Here is a 15987-nt window from a genome sequence, read left to right as displayed (position 1 = left end):
GCGGCTTACTTGTAGGTGTCGGGATAGTCGTGGTACTTGCCGATCTCGACGTCGTCGAGCACCGCCAGCGCGTCGGTGGTCAGCACCGCGAGCGAGCAGTACAGAGAGATCAGGTAAGACGCGATCGCATGGTTGTTGATGCCCATGAAGCGCACCGACAGGCCCGGACCCTGCTCGCCCGACAGCCCCGGCTGAAAGAGGCCCACCACGCCCTGGCGCTTGTCGCCCACGCGCAGCAGCAGGATCTTGCTCTTGCCGTCGGCCACAGGCACCTTGTTCGAAGGAATCAGCGGAATGCCGCGCCAGGTGATGAACTGCGAACCGAACAGGCTCACCGTCGGCGGCGGCGTGCCGCGGCGCGTGGCTTCGCGGCCGAAGGCGGCAATGGCCAGCGGGTGCGTGAGGAAGAAGGCGGGCTCCTTCCACACCTTGGTCAGCAGCTCGTCGAGGTCATCAGGCGTTGGTGCGCCGGTCAGCGGGAAGATGCGCTGCTCTTCCGTCACCTGGGCCAGCAGGCCGTAGTCGGGGTTGTTGATGAGCTCGCTCTCCTGGTTCTCCTTGATCGTCTCGATCGTCAGGCGCAGCTGCTCCTTGATCTGGTCGTGCGGGCTGCTGTAGAGGTCGGAGATGCGGGTGTGCACGTCGAGCACGGTGCTCACGGCATTGAGGTAGTGCTCGCGCGGGTTCTCTTCGTAGTCCACGAAGGTGCGCGGCAGCTGGTTTTCTTCTTCGCGCGAGGTGCAGGTGACCTTGATGGATTCGGGGTTCTTGACCTTGTTGACGCGGTAGATGCCCGCCTCCACCGGCACCCATTGCAGCAGGTGCGTCAGCCAGCGCGGGCTGATGGTCTCGAGTTGGGGAACTGTCTTGGTGGCATTGGCTAGCTGTCTTGCGGCGTTGTCGCCAAGGGCGGTCGTACCACCAACTGTTGCGCTCATGGATCAGGGCTCCGTGGGTTGAGGAAAAAGTGGACGCCAGTGTCCGGCGGCCACGGGTTTTCCCTCAACAGGCTATAGCCGCCAAGTTGATCCTTCTTGCAAGACGCGATTGCTCCAGTTGCTCGCAGCGCATGAGCAAGCCGACCATGTTGATGCCCAATGCGGTGGCCAGCTTCTGCGCGGTGACGATCGACGGAATGACACGGCCGCGCTCTATCTCGCCCACGTAGGAGCGGTTCAGATCGGAACGCTCGGCCAGCTCCTCCTGCGACCAGCCCTTGCCCTCGCGCAGCTGGCGAATGGTGACTCCGAAGTCTTCGACGAATGCTTTCATGCTGCTCCACCTGCCTTGGGTGCGTTCTGCAGGCTGGCCTGCGTGACGCTCGCGCCCGGCGGCACGTCGTCGGTGATCCACACATTGCCGCCGATGACGGCACCCTTTCCGAGCGTGACCCGCCCGAGGATGGTCGCGCCGGCGTAGATCACCACGTCGTCCTCCACCACCGGATGCCTTGGAAGACCCTTCTGCAGGTTGCCTTCGGTGTCGGTCGGAAAGCGCTTGGCGCCGAGCGTGACCGCCTGGTAGAGCCGCACGCGCTTGCCGATGACCGCCGTCTCGCCGATCACGACGCCCGTGCCGTGGTCGATGAAGAAGCCCGCATCGATCTGCGCACCGGGGTGGATGTCGATGCCGGTCTGTCCGTGTGCCAATTCCGCGACGATGCGCGCCAGCAGCGGCAGGCCGAGCTTGTAGAGCTCGTGCGCGAGGCGATGGTGAATCATCGCCAGCACGCCGGGGTAGCACAGCAGCACCTCGTCGACGCTGCGCGCGGCGGGGTCGCCCTGGTAGGCGGCAAGCACGTCGCTGTCGAGCAGGCGGCGCAGGCCCGGCAGCGCGGTTGCGAATCGGCGCACTGCCTCCGTGGCGGCATCGTCGATTTCGCTCGCGGAGCGCGGCTCGTGGCGGGCGTTGAAATTCAGCTCCAGCCGCGCCTGCAACAGCAGCGCCTGCAGGGCGGCATCGAGCGTGTGGCCGACGTAGAAATCCTCGCTCTCATGGCGCAGGTCCGGCGGGCCGAGCCGCATCGGAAAAAGCGCGCCCTTCAGCGACTCGACGATCTGCGCGAGCGCGTCACGCGACGGAAACTCGCGTGCGCCGGGCTCGCGCGAGCGGCGCTGCGAATCGCGCCATTCGTCGCGCACACCGTGCAGCGCGCGGACGATGTCGCTCACTTCGAAATGGGCCATGTGCACTGTTCTCCCGTGGATGTCTGTCTGTTCGACGTGGATTCAGTCCTGCACCCACGGCAAGCCGTGGAAGCGCCAGCCGTCGGAGCCGCCGCGGTGCTGCTGCGCGTCGATCTCGCCCTCGAAGCCTTCGAGCACGTTGAACACCTGCGTGAACCCGGCCTTGGCCGCCGCCTCGGCTGCCAGCGCCGAGCGCTTGCCGCTGCGGCACAGCAGCAGCACCACGGCGTCCTTGCCGCCGTCCTTTGCCAGCTTTGCTTCGAGTTCGCGCACGAAGCGCGGATTGCGCGTGAGCGCCGTACCCGTGGCCCAGGCCACGTGCAGGCTGTCAGGCACATGGCCGACGAACTTGCGCTCCTCGCCGGAGCGCACGTCGACCAGCACTGCATGGCCCTTCTGCACCAGTTCCCAGGCCACCGGCGGCGTCACGCCGCCGGCATAGGGCCAATTGCTTTCGGCGGCCTTGGCGCGCGCCTGTTCAAGTGCTTCGGGCAAGGCGACGACGAGTTCTTCTTCGAGTTCCACTGACATGCTGTGAGGCTCCTGTTGTGCGTTGCATGCGCCTTGATGGCGATAACCACCACTGTAGAAGCCACGGGCCGAAGCTCAAACAACCGAAAAGTCGGTTCTTAACAACCAGCCGTTGTATAGGCTGGTGCGCACGATCACTGAATGATGCAGCCTTGAAAAGCAAGTCATGGCCTTTCACGACCAGCCCGCGTCTTCTTCAGCAGGATTTCCGCCTCGCCAGGTGGGATCCGCCCTTCGGCTTCCATTCGCTTGAGCCTGCGCTCATCAGCGCGATTCAACGCGTCCTTGAGAAGAGCCATCTTGCGTTCTCCGCACGGATGGCATTCGTAGAAGCCCAGGGGACTCGCCGTCGATTTCATCTTGGAATCGAACTCTGCGGTGCTGATCCGCCCGGTGGGCTCAATTCCCATCGCGAGGATTTTTCCGTTCTTGAACGTCACAAGCGCTTGCCCTTCACAGCCCGTGGTGTCCATCTTCTCCGGGTCGTAGGCTTTCCACGAAATCCTGTGCATATACCTCAGGGCATATAGAACGTCTTCCTCTGTAAGGACGACATCGTCGCAATCCAGAAAATCCTTGTTTTCCCAAGCGCTTCGGTGTGAAGGATGCGTGACCTCCACCTTCTTGACATAGCTAATGGGGTATCGCCGGTCCGCGGCCTGCGCCGAGAACGAAATTACAGCCACAGCGAGCGCCGCAGCAGCCATGAAAAGTCTTGAGTTGGTCATGGTGCTGGTACCGATAGATTCCAATCTGCGCCCTGTGCCTCAGTTGGATTTTTTCTGCTGACCACAGGATGACGAAAGACCTCTTCCGCAGCAATTTGCATCGAATTTTGAAGCACTCTGACAAGCCACGAGAGAGATTGATTTTGAGCAGCAGTCGGCGTTTCGAATACAGCGTACTTGGCCCGCACCTTTTCGGGAGGCCACGTCAACTCTGTGGGGAGCAGCCTCACACTCGAGGGGAGCCTCGTCCTTCCAACCATCTCGATCCCGATAGCTTCCATATTGCTCGGATAGCGGTCCGCAGGCGCCTTGAGCATCTCGATGCGATGCATCTGCGTCGGACTTGCCCTTGGAGGAAAGTCGGACATCTTGCACTTCGGTATCACCAGGCATCGTGCCTTCAGCGGCCCCACATGATTCGTCCGTTGATAAATCGCCGCAGTCTGATAGATGGTCCCATCCTTGTCGATGAGAAAGTGCGCGCCATTGGCCCCCGACTGTCTGTAGCTGTTCAAGGAAGACGCCGAAGTATCGGCGTCTGTCTGATGCACAACGATTCCTGTGATGGCTCCGGCTCTTTTTCCTCTTTCGATCTGGGTGCTGCGAGCGTGCCTGACTCGCGCGTGATTGATCATTCCATGCTCATCCATTTCCACACGCATGCGGTGACTCCCTGAAGATTTCTGCTTGGTTTTCAACTCTTCGCGAGATGCAGCAGCACGCCGATGGACGGCACGAGCCACGATCTCGCGGCGCATGCTATGGCGGCGTCTTCAGGACAGAAGCGTGGTTTTCAAAGATTCATCGGATTCCTGAAATTCAGCACATTCGATTTCGACATGCTTGTAAGCCCCCAAAAACGACTGCAAACAATCACCCCAGAAACGAAAAAACCCGGCGCCATGACAGCGCCGGGTTGTCGCAGATGCCCGAGGGTCCGTCAGAGCTTCGCGATCGAAACCTCGGTCGACTTCACGAGCGCGACCACGTCGGAGCCCACCTTCAGTTGCAGTTCGTCGACCGAGCGCGTGGTGATGACCGAGGTGACGATGCCCCAGGCGGTCTCGACATCGACTTCGGAGACGACGTCGCCGCGGATGATTTCACGGACCTTGCCCTTGAACTGGTTGCGGACGTTGATGGCTTGAATGGACATGATGGTTTCTCTTTCGGGTTGAGGAAATTCGTTCAGGAAAAGCACGAAAAAAGATGAGTGAAGTGGTGGCTGCCGTCAGACGATCTCGGCCACCTCTTCGAACGCCAACCGGGGGCCGCGCTCGAAGGTGCCAGCGTGGTCGGCCACGCCAAGGTTCACCAGGAAGTTGGCCCTGTAGCGGCCATCTGGGAAGAAGGCCTTGTCGACCAGCTCCGCGTTGAAGCCCGACTGCGGCCCCGCGTCGAGGCCGAGCGAGCGCGCCGCCAGGATCAGGTAGGCGCCTTGCAGGCTGCTGTTGCGAAAGGCGGTGGCTTGCGCGGCTTCGGCGCTCTTCTCGAAGAGCGGCTTGGCGTCGTAGGCAGGGAACTGCGTGGGCAGGTGCTCATAGAAGCGCGTGTCGTGCGCCACGATAACCGTCACGCCGGCGGCCAGCGTCTGCGCGGTGTTGCCCGCAGACACCGCCGGCTTCAGCTTCGCCTTGGCCTCTTCGCTGCGCACGAACACGTAGCGTGCCGGCTGGGCGTTGAAGGCGGTCGGGCCCCACTTCACGAGGTCGTATAGCTTGTGGATCAGTTCGTCGGTCACCGGCACCGGCTTGAACGCGTGCACGGTGCGGGCCTTGCGGAACAGCTGGTCCAGCGCGGCTTCAGGGATGGATTGCAGTGCGGTCATTTCTTCAAAAGGTCTTTCAGTTCGATGCGGCGGCAAGGGCCTGGTCGAGATCGGCGATCAGGTCGTCGATGTGCTCGATGCCGACCGACAGGCGAACGGTGTCTTCCGTAACGCCGGCTCTGGCCAGTTCTTCAGGTGACAGTTGCCGGTGCGTGGTCGAGGCCGGGTGCGTAGCCAGCGAGCGCACGTCGCCGATGTTCACGAGGCGCGTGAAGAGCTTCAGCGCATCGAGGAACTTCGCCCCGCCCTCGCGGCCCGCGCCGATGCCGAAGGTCAGCACGCCGCTGGAGCGGCCGCCGAAGTATTTCTTCGCCAGCGGGTAGTCGGGGTGGTCTTCGAGCGCCGCGTAGTTCACCCAGTTCACGGCCTTGCTCTGCTTCAGGTGTTGCGCCACCGCAAGTGCGTTGCTGCTGATTCGGTCCATGCGCAGCGCCAGCGTCTCGATGCCCTGCAGGATCAGGAAGGCGTTGAACGGCGAGATGGCCGCGCCCGTGTTGCGCAGCGGCACCACGCGCGCACGGCCGATGTAGGCGGCAGGGCCCAGCGCCTCGGTGTAGACCACGCCGTGGTAGCTCACGTCGGGCTCGTTCAGGCGCTTGAAGCGCTGCTTGTGCTCGGCCCACGGGAATTTTCCCGAGTCGACGATGGCGCCGCCGATGCTGGTGCCGTGGCCGCCCAGGTACTTGGTGAGCGAATGCACCACGATGTCGGCGCCGTGCTCGATGGGCCGGCTCAGGTACGGCGACGGCACGGTGTTGTCGACGATCAGCGGCACGCCGTGGCGGTGCGCGATCTCGGCAATGGCCGCGATGTCGGTCACGTTGCCCGCCGGATTGCCCAGCGATTCGACGAACACCGCCTTGGTCTTGTCGTCGAACAGCTTCTCGAAGCTGGACGGATCACGGTGGTCCGCGAAGCGCGTGGTGATGCCGAACTGCGGCAGCGTGTGGGCAAACAGGTTGTAGGTGCCGCCATACAGCGCGGTGCTGCTGATGATGTTGTCGCCCGCCTCCGCGATGGTCTGGATCGCGTAGGTCACGGCCGCCTGGCCCGAGGCCAGCGCGAGCGCGGCGATGCCGCCTTCCAGAGCGGCCACGCGCTGCTCCAGCACGTCCTGCGTCGGGTTGTTGATGCGGGTGTAGATATTGCCTGGCACCTTCAGGTCGAACAGGTCCGCGCCGTGCTGCGCGCTGTCGAAGGCATACGCCACCGTCTGGTAGATGGGGGGCGCGACCGCGCGGGTGGTCGGTTCGGGCGAATAGCCGGCGTGCACCGACAGGGTTTCGAATTTCCAGTTCTGCGACATGCGACTACCTTTCAGGATGGACTGATGGAGAAAAAGACTCAGATTGCCCAGCGCAACGCATGCGCGGGTGTGCCGAGCCAGCTGGCGTCGGTGCTCTCGGGCGCGGTGTCTTCCGGCTTCTGCAGCACCCTGTCGAGGATTCGTTTCTCAATTGCGGCAAAGGCCGGGTCGCCCTGCGAGCGCGGGCGGGCCAGCGCGATGTTCTCGTCGAGCGCGATGCGGCCGTCCTCGATGAGGATCACGCGGTCGGCCAGCGCCACGGCTTCCTGCACGTCGTGCGTCACCAGCAGTGCGGTGAAGCGGTGGCGCTGCCACAGGTTCTCGATGAGCCGGTGCATCTCGATGCGCGTCAATGCATCCAGCGCGCCCAGCGGCTCGTCGAGCAGCAGCAGGCGCGGGTGGTGCACCAGCGCGCGCGCCAGTGCCACCCGCTGCCGCTGGCCGCCCGACAGGCGCGCAGGCCATTCGTTCTCGCGGTCGGCCAGGCCGACTTGCGCGAGCACTTCCTTGCCGCGCCCCTTGGCGTCGTTCGGCAGGCCCAGCGTCACGTTGTCGAGCACGCGGCGCCACGGCAAGAGGCGCGCCTCCTGGAACATGATGCGGGTGTCGTCGTGCAGGCCGTGCACCTGGTTGCCGTCGGTGTAGAGCCCGCCGGATGTGGGTTGCTCCAGCCCCGCGATGAGCCGCAGCAGCGTGCTCTTGCCGCAGCCGCTGCGCCCGACGATGGCGATGAACTGGCCGGGCTCGATGGTGAGCCGCGTGTTGCGCAGCACCTCGCGCGCGCCGTAGCGCTTGTGCAGGCCGCGCGCTTCCAGGCGCACACCGCCGGGGATCGCCTGCGAAGGGGCCTGGGGTTCGATGTCTTTCAGGACGGCACTCATGGGCTTCAGGCTCCGGGTTTGAACAGCGCCACATTCAGCGCATCGATTTTTCGGGGCAGCAGCTTCTCGGCGAAGAAGGCATCGGCGATGCGCTGCTGTTCGGTCAGACCCTCGGCTACCACCGGCCGCACCGCGTAGCTGCGGCGGCCGTTGGCCTGCTCGATGGTCGCGGCGTCCAGGCCCCACACGGGCGACAGCAGCGCTGCAGCGTCCTTCGGGTTCTGCTTGACCCACTTGCCGGTCTTCTCGAGCTCGGCGTAGACCACGCGCAGCACGTCGGGCCGCGCCTTCGCGAACTTGGTGCTGGCAAGGTAGTAGCGCTGGTACGACGCGATGCCCGCGCCGTCGGCCAGTACGCGCACCTTCGACTGCCGCTGTGCGGCAGCCAGGAACGGGTCCCACACCACCCATGCGTCGATGGCGCCCTTCTCGAAAGCGGCACGGCCATCGGCGGGCGTGAGGTAGGCGGGCTCGATGTCCCTGAACGACAGGCCGGCCTTGTCGAGCGCGGCAATCAGCAGGTAGTGCGCGCCGGCTGCTTTCGCGAAGCCGACCTTCTTGCCCTTGAGATCGGCCACGGTCCTGATCGGCGAGTCTTCGCGCACCACGATGGCCTGGGCCGCGGGCGACGGCGCTTCCTGCGCGATGAAAGTCAGCTCGGCACCCGCTGCCTGCGCAAACACCGGCACGGTGTCGGCCACGTCGGCGCTGATGTCCAGGTTGTCGAGGTTCAACGCCTCGAGCAGCGGCAGGCCGCTGGTGAACTCGTGCCAGCTCAGCGTGGCGTTGAGCGGCGCCAGTTGCTTTTCAAGCGTGCCCTGCGCCTTCAGCACCGCGATCAGCGTGGAAGACTTCTGGTAGCCCAGCCGCACGGTAACGGGCCGCGTGGCCAAGCCCTGTGCGAGCACCGTGCCCGAGGCCAGCGCAGCCAGCGTCGCAATGGCCGTGCGGCGCGAGATGTCGGATGAATGCGTCGTCATGCCCCTGCCCTCACTTCGCCTTGCGCTGGTAGCCGGGATGCCACCGCAGCCACCACTGCTCCAGGCCGCGCGCGAACAGGTCGGCCAGCTTGCCGAGCAGCGCGTACAGCAGGATGCCCACCAGCACGATGTCGGTCTGCAGGAACTCGCGGGCATTCATCGTGAGGTAGCCGATGCCGGCCTGCGCCGAGATGGTTTCGGCCACGATCAGGATCACCCACATCAGGCCCAGCGAGAAGCGCAGGCCCACCAGGATGGACGAGAGTGCGCCCGGCAGGATCACCTCGCGGTACAGCTGCCAGCGCGACAGACCGTAGGTGCGGCCCATCTCGATGAGTTGCGGATCGACGTTGCGGATGCCGTGGAAGGTGTTCAGGTAGATCGGGAAGAACACCGACACCGAGATCAGAAACAGCTTGGCAGATTCGTCGATGCCGAACCACAGGATCACCAGCGGAATCAATGCCAGCGCCGGAATGTTGCGCACCATCTGGATGGTGGAGTCGAGCAGCGTCTCGGCGAACTTCACCGAGCCGGTGAGCAGGCCCAGCGCCAGCCCCGCCCCGCCGCCGATGGCCAGCCCCGCCAGCGCGCGGCCGGCGCTGACCTTCACGTGCGTCCACAGCTCGCCCGACACCGTGAGGTTCCACGCGGCCTTGACCACATCCACCGGTGCCGGCAGCACGCGCGTGCTGAGCCAGCCCAGCGACGAAGCGATCTGCCAGAACACGATGAGCCCCACGGGCACGAGCCACGGCACCAGCCGCTTCGCGACATTGACCGCAAAGGACTTGAACACGTTGCCTTCGCTTTCGGCCGGCGCGACGGCCGGCAGTTCCTGAACTTGTTCGGTCATACAGTTCCCTTCTTTTCAAGAAACACCGCGGAACCGGCTTCGCCGGGCCGTTGGTGTTGCCCCCTGCAAGGGGGTTGGCGAAGCGACACGAAGTGCGCGAAGACTGGGGGTGTGCGTCATTTCTAGCTTTGGGAAACGAGGCGCGAGGGGGCGTCGAGGTTGGCGACGACTTCGCCGAACGGGCCGCTGAGCGAGCCGCCTGCCAGCTGCGTCTTCGCCTTGCGCGAGAGCAGCGGGAACACCAGCTCGGCGAAGCGGTAGGCCTCCTCGAGGTGCGGGTAGCCAGACAGAATGAACTTGTCGAGGCCGAGTGCCGCGTATTCCTCGATTCGCGCGGCGACGGTCTTCGCATCGCCCACCAGTGCCGTGCCTGCGCCGCCGCGCACCAGGCCGACGCCGGCCCAGAGGTTCGGCGCGATCTCGAGGTCGGCGCGCGAGCGCTTGGCACCGCCCGCATGCAGCGCGGCCATGCGGCGCTGGCCTTCGGAATCCATGCGCGCGAAGGCGGCTTGCGCGCGGATCACGGTCTCGTCGTCGACGCGGCTGATCAGTTCCTCTGCCGCCTTCCACGCGGCGTCCTCGGTCTCGCGCACGATCACGTGCAGGCGAATGCCGAACTCCACCTTGCGGCCCTTGCGCTCGGCGCGTGCGCGCACGTCGGCAATTTTCTTGGCGACTTCCGCGGGCGGCTCGCCCCAGGTGAGGTACGCATCGACCTGCTCCGCCGCAAGCTCGTGCGCCGCGGCCGAAGAGCCGCCGAACCACACGGGCGGATACGGCTTCTGCACGGGTGGGTACAACAGCTTGGCGCCCTTCACGCTCAGGTGCTTGCCCTCGTAGTCGAAGGACTGCCCGTCGTGGCTGCGCGCGATGATCTCGCGCCAGATGCGGATGAACTCGGCCGACTGCTCGTAGCGCGCGGCATGGTCGAGGTAGACGCCGTCGCCCTCCAGCTCGGTCTGGTCACCGCCGGTCACCAGGTTCACCAGCAGGCGGCCGCCCGAGAGCCGGTCGAAGGTCGCGGCCATGCGCGCGGCCAGGCTGGGCTGGTGAAGGCCCGGGCGCACCGCCACCAGAAACTTGAGCTTCTTCGTCGCGCCGATCAGGCTCGACGCAATGACCCACGGGTCTTCGCAAGAGCGGCCGGTGGGAATGAGCACGCCCTCGTAGCCGAGGTTGTCGGCCGCGCCGGCAATCTGCTGCAGGTAGGCCAGGTCGACGGGACGCGCGCCTTCACTCGTGCCCAGATAGCGGCTGTCGCCGTGCGTCGGAAGGAACCAGAAGATCTGCATCACGCGACTCCCGCGCCGGCGGCTTCGAGCACGTTGATCTTCTTGGGGATCAGCTTCAGCGCGAAGAAGGTGTCGGCAATCTGTTGCTGCTCGGCGAGGATGGCCTTGGTGATGGCTGCGGTGCCGTAGTCCACGCGGCCCACGGAAAGATCGGCCACCGGTTTCGGCAGGCCCCAGAGGGTGGACAGCTCGGCCGCGTAGTCGCCCTTGTTGGCTGCGCCCCAGACGTCGATCTTGTTGATTTCCTCGACCGCGATGGCCAGTACGTCGGCGTTCTTGGCCACGTAGTCGAGCGACGAAAAGTAGTACGCGCGGTTGCCCACCACGCCGGTTGCGTCAGCCAGGATGCGCGCGTCGAGCGACTTCTCGGCCGCGGCCAGGAACGGGTCCCAGATGACCCAGGCATCGACCGAGCCCTTCTCGAAGGCGGCGCGCGCATCGGCCGGCGGCAGGTAGACCAGGTTCAGGTCGGTGTACGGCAGGCCGTGCTTCTCGAACAGCTTGACGATGAAGTAGTGGACGTTCGAGCCCTTGTTGAGCGCGATCTTCTTGCCCTTCAGGTCGGCCACGGTCTTGATGGCCGAGCTCTTGGGCACGAGCACCGCCTCGGCTTTCGGACGCGGCACGGTGGCAGCCACGTAGGCCAGCGGCGCACCGGCAGCCTGCGCGAAGATGGGGGGAGCCTCGCCCACGTCGCCGAAGTCGATCGAGCCGACGTTCAGTGCTTCGAGCTGCACGGGGCCGGCGGTGAACTCGGTCCACTTCACGGTCACGCCCAGCGGCGCCAGACGCTTCTCGAGCGTTCCGCGGCCCTTGAGAACGCTCAGCGGCCCTTTCTGGTTGCCGATGCGGAGTTGGCGCGCGGGCGCCTGAGCCAGCGCGGCGAACGATGGCAGCACGGCGGCGGCTGCAACGCCCTGGATGAGCCGGCGTCGGGGTGTGGAAATCAATGTCATGGCAATGCTTGGATGTGGATGCGCCGCGTGCTCACGCGGCGGCGATGAAACTCACGATCAGCGCGACGGCGCTGACGACGATGACGCTGGCAGCCAGATCGCCCAGCGCGTGCCAGAGGGAGCGCGGCGAGGTGTCGAGCACGGAGTCTTCGGTGGCAACGGGGTTCATGCGTGGATTCCTTGGTGTTGCAAAACGTCGGGCAAAAGCTCTCCCGCGCCGCGCACAGGCGGTTCTCAAAAAGCGGGATCAGGGATGAGGTCGAAAGAGCCGGGCTCGCGCGGAGCCCCGGCTTCAGACGCTACATCGCACGCGGGAAAAGGGCACTGGCTCGAAGCCGTGGGTCGCGGGCAGCTTCAGGCCTTCGGTGGCCAGCACTTCGACGGCCTCGTTGAGCCGTTCGGCCAGGTCGTGATGCACCTGGTAGGCGTTCTCGGGCGTCAGCGTGATCTGCGAATCGCTGGCGTACACGCCCGGCAGGATGTGGCGCGCCGACAGCGACTGCAGCACGGGCCGCAGCGCGTAGTCGAGCGCGAGCATGTGGTGCGGGCTGCCGCCGGTGGCCAGCGGAAGCACCGTCTTGCCCTTGAGGGCGTTCTGCGAAAGCAGATCGAGAAAGACCTTGAGCACGCCGCTGTAGGCGGCCTTGTAGACCGGCGTGGCCACCACGACCACGCGGGCCTCGGCCACCTTGGCGATCGCATCGACGATGGCCGGATGGTTCCACTCGGCCAGCAGCAGCGCCTGCGCCGGCAGGTCGCGGATGGCGAGCCGCTCGATCCGCGCATGGCGCTGGGCCAGCCGCTCACCCACCGCTTCGAGCAAGGCGGTGGAACGGGACGGGGCCGAAGGGCTACCGGCAATCAGGAGAACGGACACAGAAAACCTTGGTTCGATGAAAAGGAGCGCGAATGCGTGAGGGCCGCCGCGCACGGCCGCCCGAAGCGGCCGGCCCGCCCCCGGCAGGGGGGTGGGCGAAGCGACACGAAGTGCGCGCAGCCTGGGGGGTTACTTTTGCCTAGGTGCGTAGATCTGGTCGAAGGAGCCGCCATCCGCGAAGTGCTCCTTGTCCGCCTTCGCCCAGCCACCGAAGGCCTGGTCGATGGTCACCAGCGTGAGCTTGGGGAACTGCTTGTCGTACTTGGCCTTGGCCTTCTCCGACGTCGGGCGGTAGAAGTTGCGCCCGGCAATGTCCTGGCCTTCGTCCGAGTACAGGTACTTCAGGTATTCCTCGGCCACGGCACGCGTGCCCTTCTTGTCGACGACCTTGTCGACCACCGCCACGCTGGGCTCGGCCAGGATGGAGATGGAGGGAACCACGATCTCGAACTTCTCGGGGCCGAATTCCTTCAGCGCCAGGAAGGCTTCGTTCTCCCAGGCCAGCAGCACGTCGCCCACGCCGCGCTGCACGAAGGTGATGGTCGAGCCGCGCGCGCCGGTGTCGAGCACAGGAACGTTCTTGAACAGGTTGCCGATGTATTCCTTGGCCTTGCTGTTACCTCCATCTGGGCCGCCGTACTTGCGCTTGGCGAACTCCCATGCCGCCAGGTAGTTCCAGCGGGCGCCGCCCGAGGTCTTGGGGTTGGGGGTGATCACCTGCACGCCGGGCTTGATGAGGTCATCCCAGTCCTTCAGGCCCTTGGGGTTGCCCTTCTTCACCAGGAACACGATGGTCGAGGTGTACGGCGCCGAGTTGTGCGGCAGGCGCTTTTGCCAGTCGGGCTTGACGAGGCCGCCGTGCGTGACGAGCGCGTCGATGTCGCCGCCCAGGGCCAGGGTGGCCACGTCGGCGTCGATGCCGTCGATGATCGAGCGGGCCTGCTTGCCCGAGCCGCCGTGCGACTGCTTGACCGACACGTCCTGGCCGGTCTTGGCCTTCCAGTACTTCGCGAAGGCCTGGTTGTAGTCCACGTACAGCTCGCGGGTCGGGTCATACGACACGTTCAGCAGCGTCACGGGGCCCACCCCACCCTGGGCAAACGCCGGCAATGCCGACAGGGCCATGGCACCGGCCACGCCGGCACCCAGGGAAAGCTTGATAAAGTCGCGGCGAAGGCTCATGGTGTCTTGCTCTAAAAAGGCATATCAATGAAGCTGCGTATTCTCAATACGACATATAGAAACTGGAACGACCAAGTTTTCAGTTCTAAATAGCGAAATCAACTAAGCAACCGCTTTCCCCACCAGAGGCAACAGAAATGGCACGCATGGTTCAGTGCATCAAGCTCGGCAAAGAGGCCGAAGGGCTCGACTTCCCGCCCTATCCCGGAGAACTGGGCAAGCGCCTGTGGGAGAACGTCAGCAAGGAGGCCTGGGCCGCCTGGCTCAAGCAGCAGACGATGCTGGTCAATGAAAACCGGCTGAATCTGGCCGACCTGCGTGCCCGCCAATACCTGGCGCGCCAGATGGAAAAGCACTTCTTCGGCGAAGGCGCCGACGTGGCCCAGGGCTACGTACCGCCATCGAACTGACCCCCAGTCTTCGCGCACTTCACTTCGTGTCGCTTCGCCAACCCCCTTCCAGGGGGCGGCACCAGCGGCCCGGCAAAGCCGGTTCCGCGGTACCCCTGGTGAAGAGGCCCCCTGGATCGTTCCGTCATGGCTGAACCAGTGACCTGGCGCGCCGACGGCGTCCCCCGCAGCGAGCGCTTCGACGACATCTATCACACCGAAACCGGCGCACTGGCGCAATCGCGCCATGTGTTCCTGGGCGGCTGCGGCCTGCCCGAGGCCTGGATCGGACAGCCGCAATGGCTGATTCTCGAAACCGGCTTCGGGCTGGGCCTCAATTTCCTGACAACCTGGCAGGCGTGGCGCGCGGATCCCGGGCGGCCGCGCATGCTGCATTTCGTCTCGATCGAGGCGCATCCGGTCTCGCCCGACGACCTGCTGCGCGCGGCCGGGGCCTACCCTGAGCTTGCGGCGCTGGCCGGCGAGCTGGCCGCGCAGTGGCACGGGCTGCTGCCCGGCTTCCACCGGCTGGCCTTCGACGATGGCCAGGTGCTGCTCACGCTGTGCATCGGCGACGTGCAGCCGATGCTGCGCGCGCAGCGCTTCGAGGCCGACAGCATCTTTCTTGACGGCTTCAGCCCGCAGCAGAACCCGGACATGTGGTCGGCGGACACGCTGAAGGCTGTGTCGCGCTTTGCACGGCAAGGCACCCGCATCGCCACCTGGACCATCGCACGGGCGATCCGCGATGCGCTCGGCCAATACGGCTTCACGGTCGAAAAGTACCAGGGCCTGCCGCCCAAGCGCGATTGCCTGCGCGGCGTGTTCGCACCCGCCTGGACGGTGCGTCGGCGCGAACCCGTGCCCGAGCGCATCGAAGCGCCAGGGCGCTGCGCCGTCATCGGCGCCGGCCTGGCCGGTACGGCGGTGGCGGCGAGCCTGGCGCGGCGCGGCTGGCAGGTCACCGTGCTCGATGCGGCTGACTGGCCCGCGTCCGGCGCTTCGGGGCTGCCGGTTGGCATGCTTGCGCCGCATGTGTCGCCTGACGATGCGCTGCTGTCGCGGCTCACGCGCGCCGGCATCCGCGCCACCTGGACGGAACTCGAAAGGCTGCTGGAAGAAGGCCGCGACTGGCGCGCAAGCGGCGTGCTCGAGCGCCGGCCGGACGGCGACGTGCGCGTTCCCAATAGTTGGAGCGGCAACGGCCCCAACGAATCCTGGCCCGCGAATGCCGGGCAACTGGCCACCCTCGGCCTGTCCGGCGACACCGCTGCGCTCTGGCATGAGCGCGCGGCGTGGGTGCGGCCGCACCGGCTGATCGCCGCTTGGCTGCGCCAGCCGGGCGTCGAGTTTCGCGGCGCTTGCCGCGTGGCGCGGCTGGAGCGGAAACCGAACAGCGGCTGGCAGCTCTTCGACCCGGCGGGCCAGATGCTCGTCGAGGCGGACCGCGTGGTCATCTGCGCCGGCCATGAATCAGGCCGCTTCGCACCCGCCCTTCCACTGCAACCGGTGCGCGGCCAGGTCGCCTGGGGGCCCATGCCCGATGGCGCCGACATGCCCGCCACTCCGATCAACGGCGACGGCCACCTGATCGCCCATGTGCCCGACGGCGCGGGCGCCCAGATCTGGCTGGCCGGTGCGACCTTCGACCGCGACAGCACCGACCTCGCAGCGACAGCGGCCGACGCCGATGCGAACCGCGAACGGCTGAGCCGGCTGCACCCCGCTTCCGCCGCCGCACTGGCGCCTTCGTTCGCACGCGGCGAGGTCGACGCCTGGGTGGGCATCCGCTGCGCCTCGGGCGACCGGCGTCCGCTGGTCGGCCCACTCGATGGATCTGCCACGGGCCTCTGGGCCTGCACCGCGCTGGGCTCGCGCGGCCTGAGCTTCGCCGCGCTGTGCGCCGAACTGCTGGCCGCGCAATGGCACGCAGAGCCGCTGCCATTGCTAGCCACGCTGGCCAAGGCACTGGGCACCCAGCGCCTCTGAGCCGCG

19 protein-coding genes are annotated in these 15987 nt (G+C 65.8%); 2 read left to right on the top strand and 17 right to left on the bottom strand.

The annotated features are described in order from the left end of the window. Nucleotides 1–5: 5 nt before the first annotated feature. From ACWV14_RS15650 to ACWV14_RS15570, 17 genes are all read right to left on the bottom strand, one after another. Nucleotides 6–938, bottom strand: a complete 933-nt coding sequence (locus ACWV14_RS15650) for a family 2A encapsulin nanocompartment shell protein (RefSeq protein WP_106934382.1) — start codon at nt 936–938, stop codon at nt 6–8. Nucleotides 939–1002: 64 nt separating this feature from the next. Beyond that, nucleotides 1003–1272, bottom strand: coding sequence for a helix-turn-helix domain-containing protein (locus ACWV14_RS15645; RefSeq protein ID WP_081269389.1), 270 nt, complete (start codon nt 1270–1272; stop codon nt 1003–1005). After that, nucleotides 1269–2186 (bottom strand): serine O-acetyltransferase EpsC, encoded by a 918-nt coding sequence (gene epsC, locus ACWV14_RS15640; protein ID WP_422086550.1) that lies wholly within the window; start codon nt 2184–2186, stop codon nt 1269–1271. The genes ACWV14_RS15645 and epsC overlap by 4 nt, the downstream gene beginning before the upstream one ends. A 42-nt stretch (nt 2187–2228) precedes the next feature. Further along, complete coding sequence (locus tag ACWV14_RS15635) at nt 2229–2717, bottom strand: rhodanese-like domain-containing protein (RefSeq protein ID WP_454909392.1); 489 nt, start codon at nt 2715–2717, stop codon at nt 2229–2231. A 164-nt stretch (nt 2718–2881) separates the two neighbouring features. After that, the gene (locus ACWV14_RS15630) at nt 2882–3445 is read right to left on the bottom strand and encodes a hypothetical protein (RefSeq protein ID WP_454909391.1); all 564 of its coding nucleotides are present in this window, start codon (nt 3443–3445) and stop codon (nt 2882–2884) included. Beyond that, nucleotides 3442–4107, bottom strand: a complete 666-nt coding sequence (locus ACWV14_RS15625; protein ID WP_454909633.1) for a peptidoglycan recognition protein family protein — start codon at nt 4105–4107, stop codon at nt 3442–3444. The genes ACWV14_RS15630 and ACWV14_RS15625 overlap by 4 nt, the downstream gene beginning before the upstream one ends. A gap of 278 nt (nt 4108–4385) precedes the next feature. Then, a complete protein-coding gene (locus tag ACWV14_RS15620) occupies nt 4386–4601 on the bottom strand; it encodes a TOBE domain-containing protein (RefSeq protein ID WP_007829250.1) in 216 nt (71 codons plus the stop codon). 75 nt (nt 4602–4676) lie between these two features. Beyond that, complete coding sequence (locus ACWV14_RS15615; protein ID WP_454909390.1) at nt 4677–5273, bottom strand: malonic semialdehyde reductase; 597 nt, start codon at nt 5271–5273, stop codon at nt 4677–4679. A 16-nt stretch (nt 5274–5289) separates the two neighbouring features. Further along, nucleotides 5290–6579: an O-acetylhomoserine aminocarboxypropyltransferase/cysteine synthase family protein gene (locus ACWV14_RS15610; RefSeq protein ID WP_454909389.1), complete on the bottom strand. Its 1290-nt coding sequence runs from the start codon at nt 6577–6579 to the stop codon at nt 5290–5292. A gap of 38 nt (nt 6580–6617) precedes the next feature. Continuing rightward, complete coding sequence (locus tag ACWV14_RS15605; RefSeq protein ID WP_454909388.1) at nt 6618–7460, bottom strand: ATP-binding cassette domain-containing protein; 843 nt, start codon at nt 7458–7460, stop codon at nt 6618–6620. Between the two features lie 5 nt (nt 7461–7465). Then, on the bottom strand, nt 7466–8440 hold the full coding sequence (locus ACWV14_RS15600; protein ID WP_454909387.1) for an aliphatic sulfonate ABC transporter substrate-binding protein: 975 nt from the start codon (nt 8438–8440) through the stop codon (nt 7466–7468). A 10-nt stretch (nt 8441–8450) separates the two neighbouring features. After that, entirely contained in the window at nt 8451–9296 is an 846-nt protein-coding gene (gene ssuC / locus ACWV14_RS15595) for an aliphatic sulfonate ABC transporter permease SsuC (RefSeq protein ID WP_454909386.1), read from the bottom strand. A 122-nt stretch (nt 9297–9418) separates the two neighbouring features. After that, on the bottom strand, nt 9419–10588 hold the full coding sequence (gene ssuD / locus ACWV14_RS15590) for an FMNH2-dependent alkanesulfonate monooxygenase (RefSeq protein WP_454909385.1): 1170 nt from the start codon (nt 10586–10588) through the stop codon (nt 9419–9421). Beyond that, entirely contained in the window at nt 10588–11544 is a 957-nt protein-coding gene (locus ACWV14_RS15585) for a sulfonate ABC transporter substrate-binding protein (RefSeq protein WP_454909384.1), read from the bottom strand. Before ACWV14_RS15585 ends, ssuD begins: the two co-directional genes overlap by 1 nt. A gap of 31 nt (nt 11545–11575) precedes the next feature. Then, complete coding sequence (locus ACWV14_RS15580) at nt 11576–11713, bottom strand: hypothetical protein (protein WP_454909383.1); 138 nt, start codon at nt 11711–11713, stop codon at nt 11576–11578. Between the two features lie 123 nt (nt 11714–11836). Continuing rightward, nucleotides 11837–12421 (bottom strand): NADPH-dependent FMN reductase, encoded by a 585-nt coding sequence (gene ssuE / locus ACWV14_RS15575; protein WP_454909382.1) that lies wholly within the window; start codon nt 12419–12421, stop codon nt 11837–11839. Between the two features lie 129 nt (nt 12422–12550). Beyond that, nucleotides 12551–13603 carry a sulfate ABC transporter substrate-binding protein gene (locus ACWV14_RS15570; protein ID WP_454909381.1) on the bottom strand — a complete coding sequence of 351 codons (1053 nt, stop codon included), beginning with the start codon at nt 13601–13603 and terminating at the stop codon, nt 12551–12553. Between the two features lie 137 nt (nt 13604–13740). Between ACWV14_RS15570 and ACWV14_RS15565 the strand changes: the two genes are divergently transcribed. Beyond that, the gene (locus ACWV14_RS15565) at nt 13741–14013 is read left to right on the top strand and encodes an oxidative damage protection protein (RefSeq protein ID WP_012748083.1); all 273 of its coding nucleotides are present in this window, start codon (nt 13741–13743) and stop codon (nt 14011–14013) included. A gap of 126 nt (nt 14014–14139) precedes the next feature. Further along, nucleotides 14140–15981: an FAD-dependent 5-carboxymethylaminomethyl-2-thiouridine(34) oxidoreductase MnmC gene (gene mnmC, locus ACWV14_RS15560; protein ID WP_454909380.1), complete on the top strand. Its 1842-nt coding sequence runs from the start codon at nt 14140–14142 to the stop codon at nt 15979–15981. Nucleotides 15982–15987 lie beyond the last annotated feature (6 nt).

It is taken from the genome of Variovorax durovernensis (assembly GCF_977011995.1).
The sequence above is the reverse complement of the archived record's forward strand: the minus strand, read 5'-3'. Positions and strand labels throughout refer to the sequence as shown.

Excerpts from the sequence above, each read along its gene's own strand:
- ACWV14_RS15650 (WP_106934382.1), bottom strand. The coding sequence starts at position 938 with ATGAGCGCAACAGTTGGTGGTACGACCGCCCTTGGCGACAACGCCGCA.
- ACWV14_RS15565 (WP_012748083.1), top strand. The coding sequence starts at position 13,741 with ATGGCACGCATGGTTCAGTGCATCAAGCTCGGCAAAGAGGCCGAAGGG.
- ACWV14_RS15580 (WP_454909383.1), bottom strand. The coding sequence starts at position 11,713 with ATGAACCCCGTTGCCACCGAAGACTCCGTGCTCGACACCTCGCCGCGC.
- ACWV14_RS15620 (WP_007829250.1), bottom strand. The coding sequence starts at position 4,601 with ATGTCCATTCAAGCCATCAACGTCCGCAACCAGTTCAAGGGCAAGGTC.
- ACWV14_RS15570 (WP_454909381.1), bottom strand. The coding sequence starts at position 13,603 with ATGAGCCTTCGCCGCGACTTTATCAAGCTTTCCCTGGGTGCCGGCGTG.
- mnmC (WP_454909380.1), top strand. The coding sequence starts at position 14,140 with ATGGCTGAACCAGTGACCTGGCGCGCCGACGGCGTCCCCCGCAGCGAG.
- ACWV14_RS15615 (WP_454909390.1), bottom strand. The coding sequence starts at position 5,273 with ATGACCGCACTGCAATCCATCCCTGAAGCCGCGCTGGACCAGCTGTTC.
- ACWV14_RS15605 (WP_454909388.1), bottom strand. The coding sequence starts at position 7,460 with ATGAGTGCCGTCCTGAAAGACATCGAACCCCAGGCCCCTTCGCAGGCG.
- ACWV14_RS15600 (WP_454909387.1), bottom strand. The coding sequence starts at position 8,440 with ATGACGACGCATTCATCCGACATCTCGCGCCGCACGGCCATTGCGACG.
- ACWV14_RS15645 (WP_081269389.1), bottom strand. The coding sequence starts at position 1,272 with ATGAAAGCATTCGTCGAAGACTTCGGAGTCACCATTCGCCAGCTGCGC.
- ACWV14_RS15625 (WP_454909633.1), bottom strand. The coding sequence starts at position 4,107 with ATGCGTGTGGAAATGGATGAGCATGGAATGATCAATCACGCGCGAGTC.
- ssuC (WP_454909386.1), bottom strand. The coding sequence starts at position 9,296 with ATGACCGAACAAGTTCAGGAACTGCCGGCCGTCGCGCCGGCCGAAAGC.
- ACWV14_RS15635 (WP_454909392.1), bottom strand. The coding sequence starts at position 2,717 with ATGTCAGTGGAACTCGAAGAAGAACTCGTCGTCGCCTTGCCCGAAGCA.
- epsC (WP_422086550.1), bottom strand. The coding sequence starts at position 2,186 with ATGGCCCATTTCGAAGTGAGCGACATCGTCCGCGCGCTGCACGGTGTG.
- ACWV14_RS15610 (WP_454909389.1), bottom strand. The coding sequence starts at position 6,579 with ATGTCGCAGAACTGGAAATTCGAAACCCTGTCGGTGCACGCCGGCTAT.
- ssuD (WP_454909385.1), bottom strand. The coding sequence starts at position 10,588 with ATGCAGATCTTCTGGTTCCTTCCGACGCACGGCGACAGCCGCTATCTG.
- ACWV14_RS15630 (WP_454909391.1), bottom strand. The coding sequence starts at position 3,445 with ATGACCAACTCAAGACTTTTCATGGCTGCTGCGGCGCTCGCTGTGGCT.
- ACWV14_RS15585 (WP_454909384.1), bottom strand. The coding sequence starts at position 11,544 with ATGACATTGATTTCCACACCCCGACGCCGGCTCATCCAGGGCGTTGCA.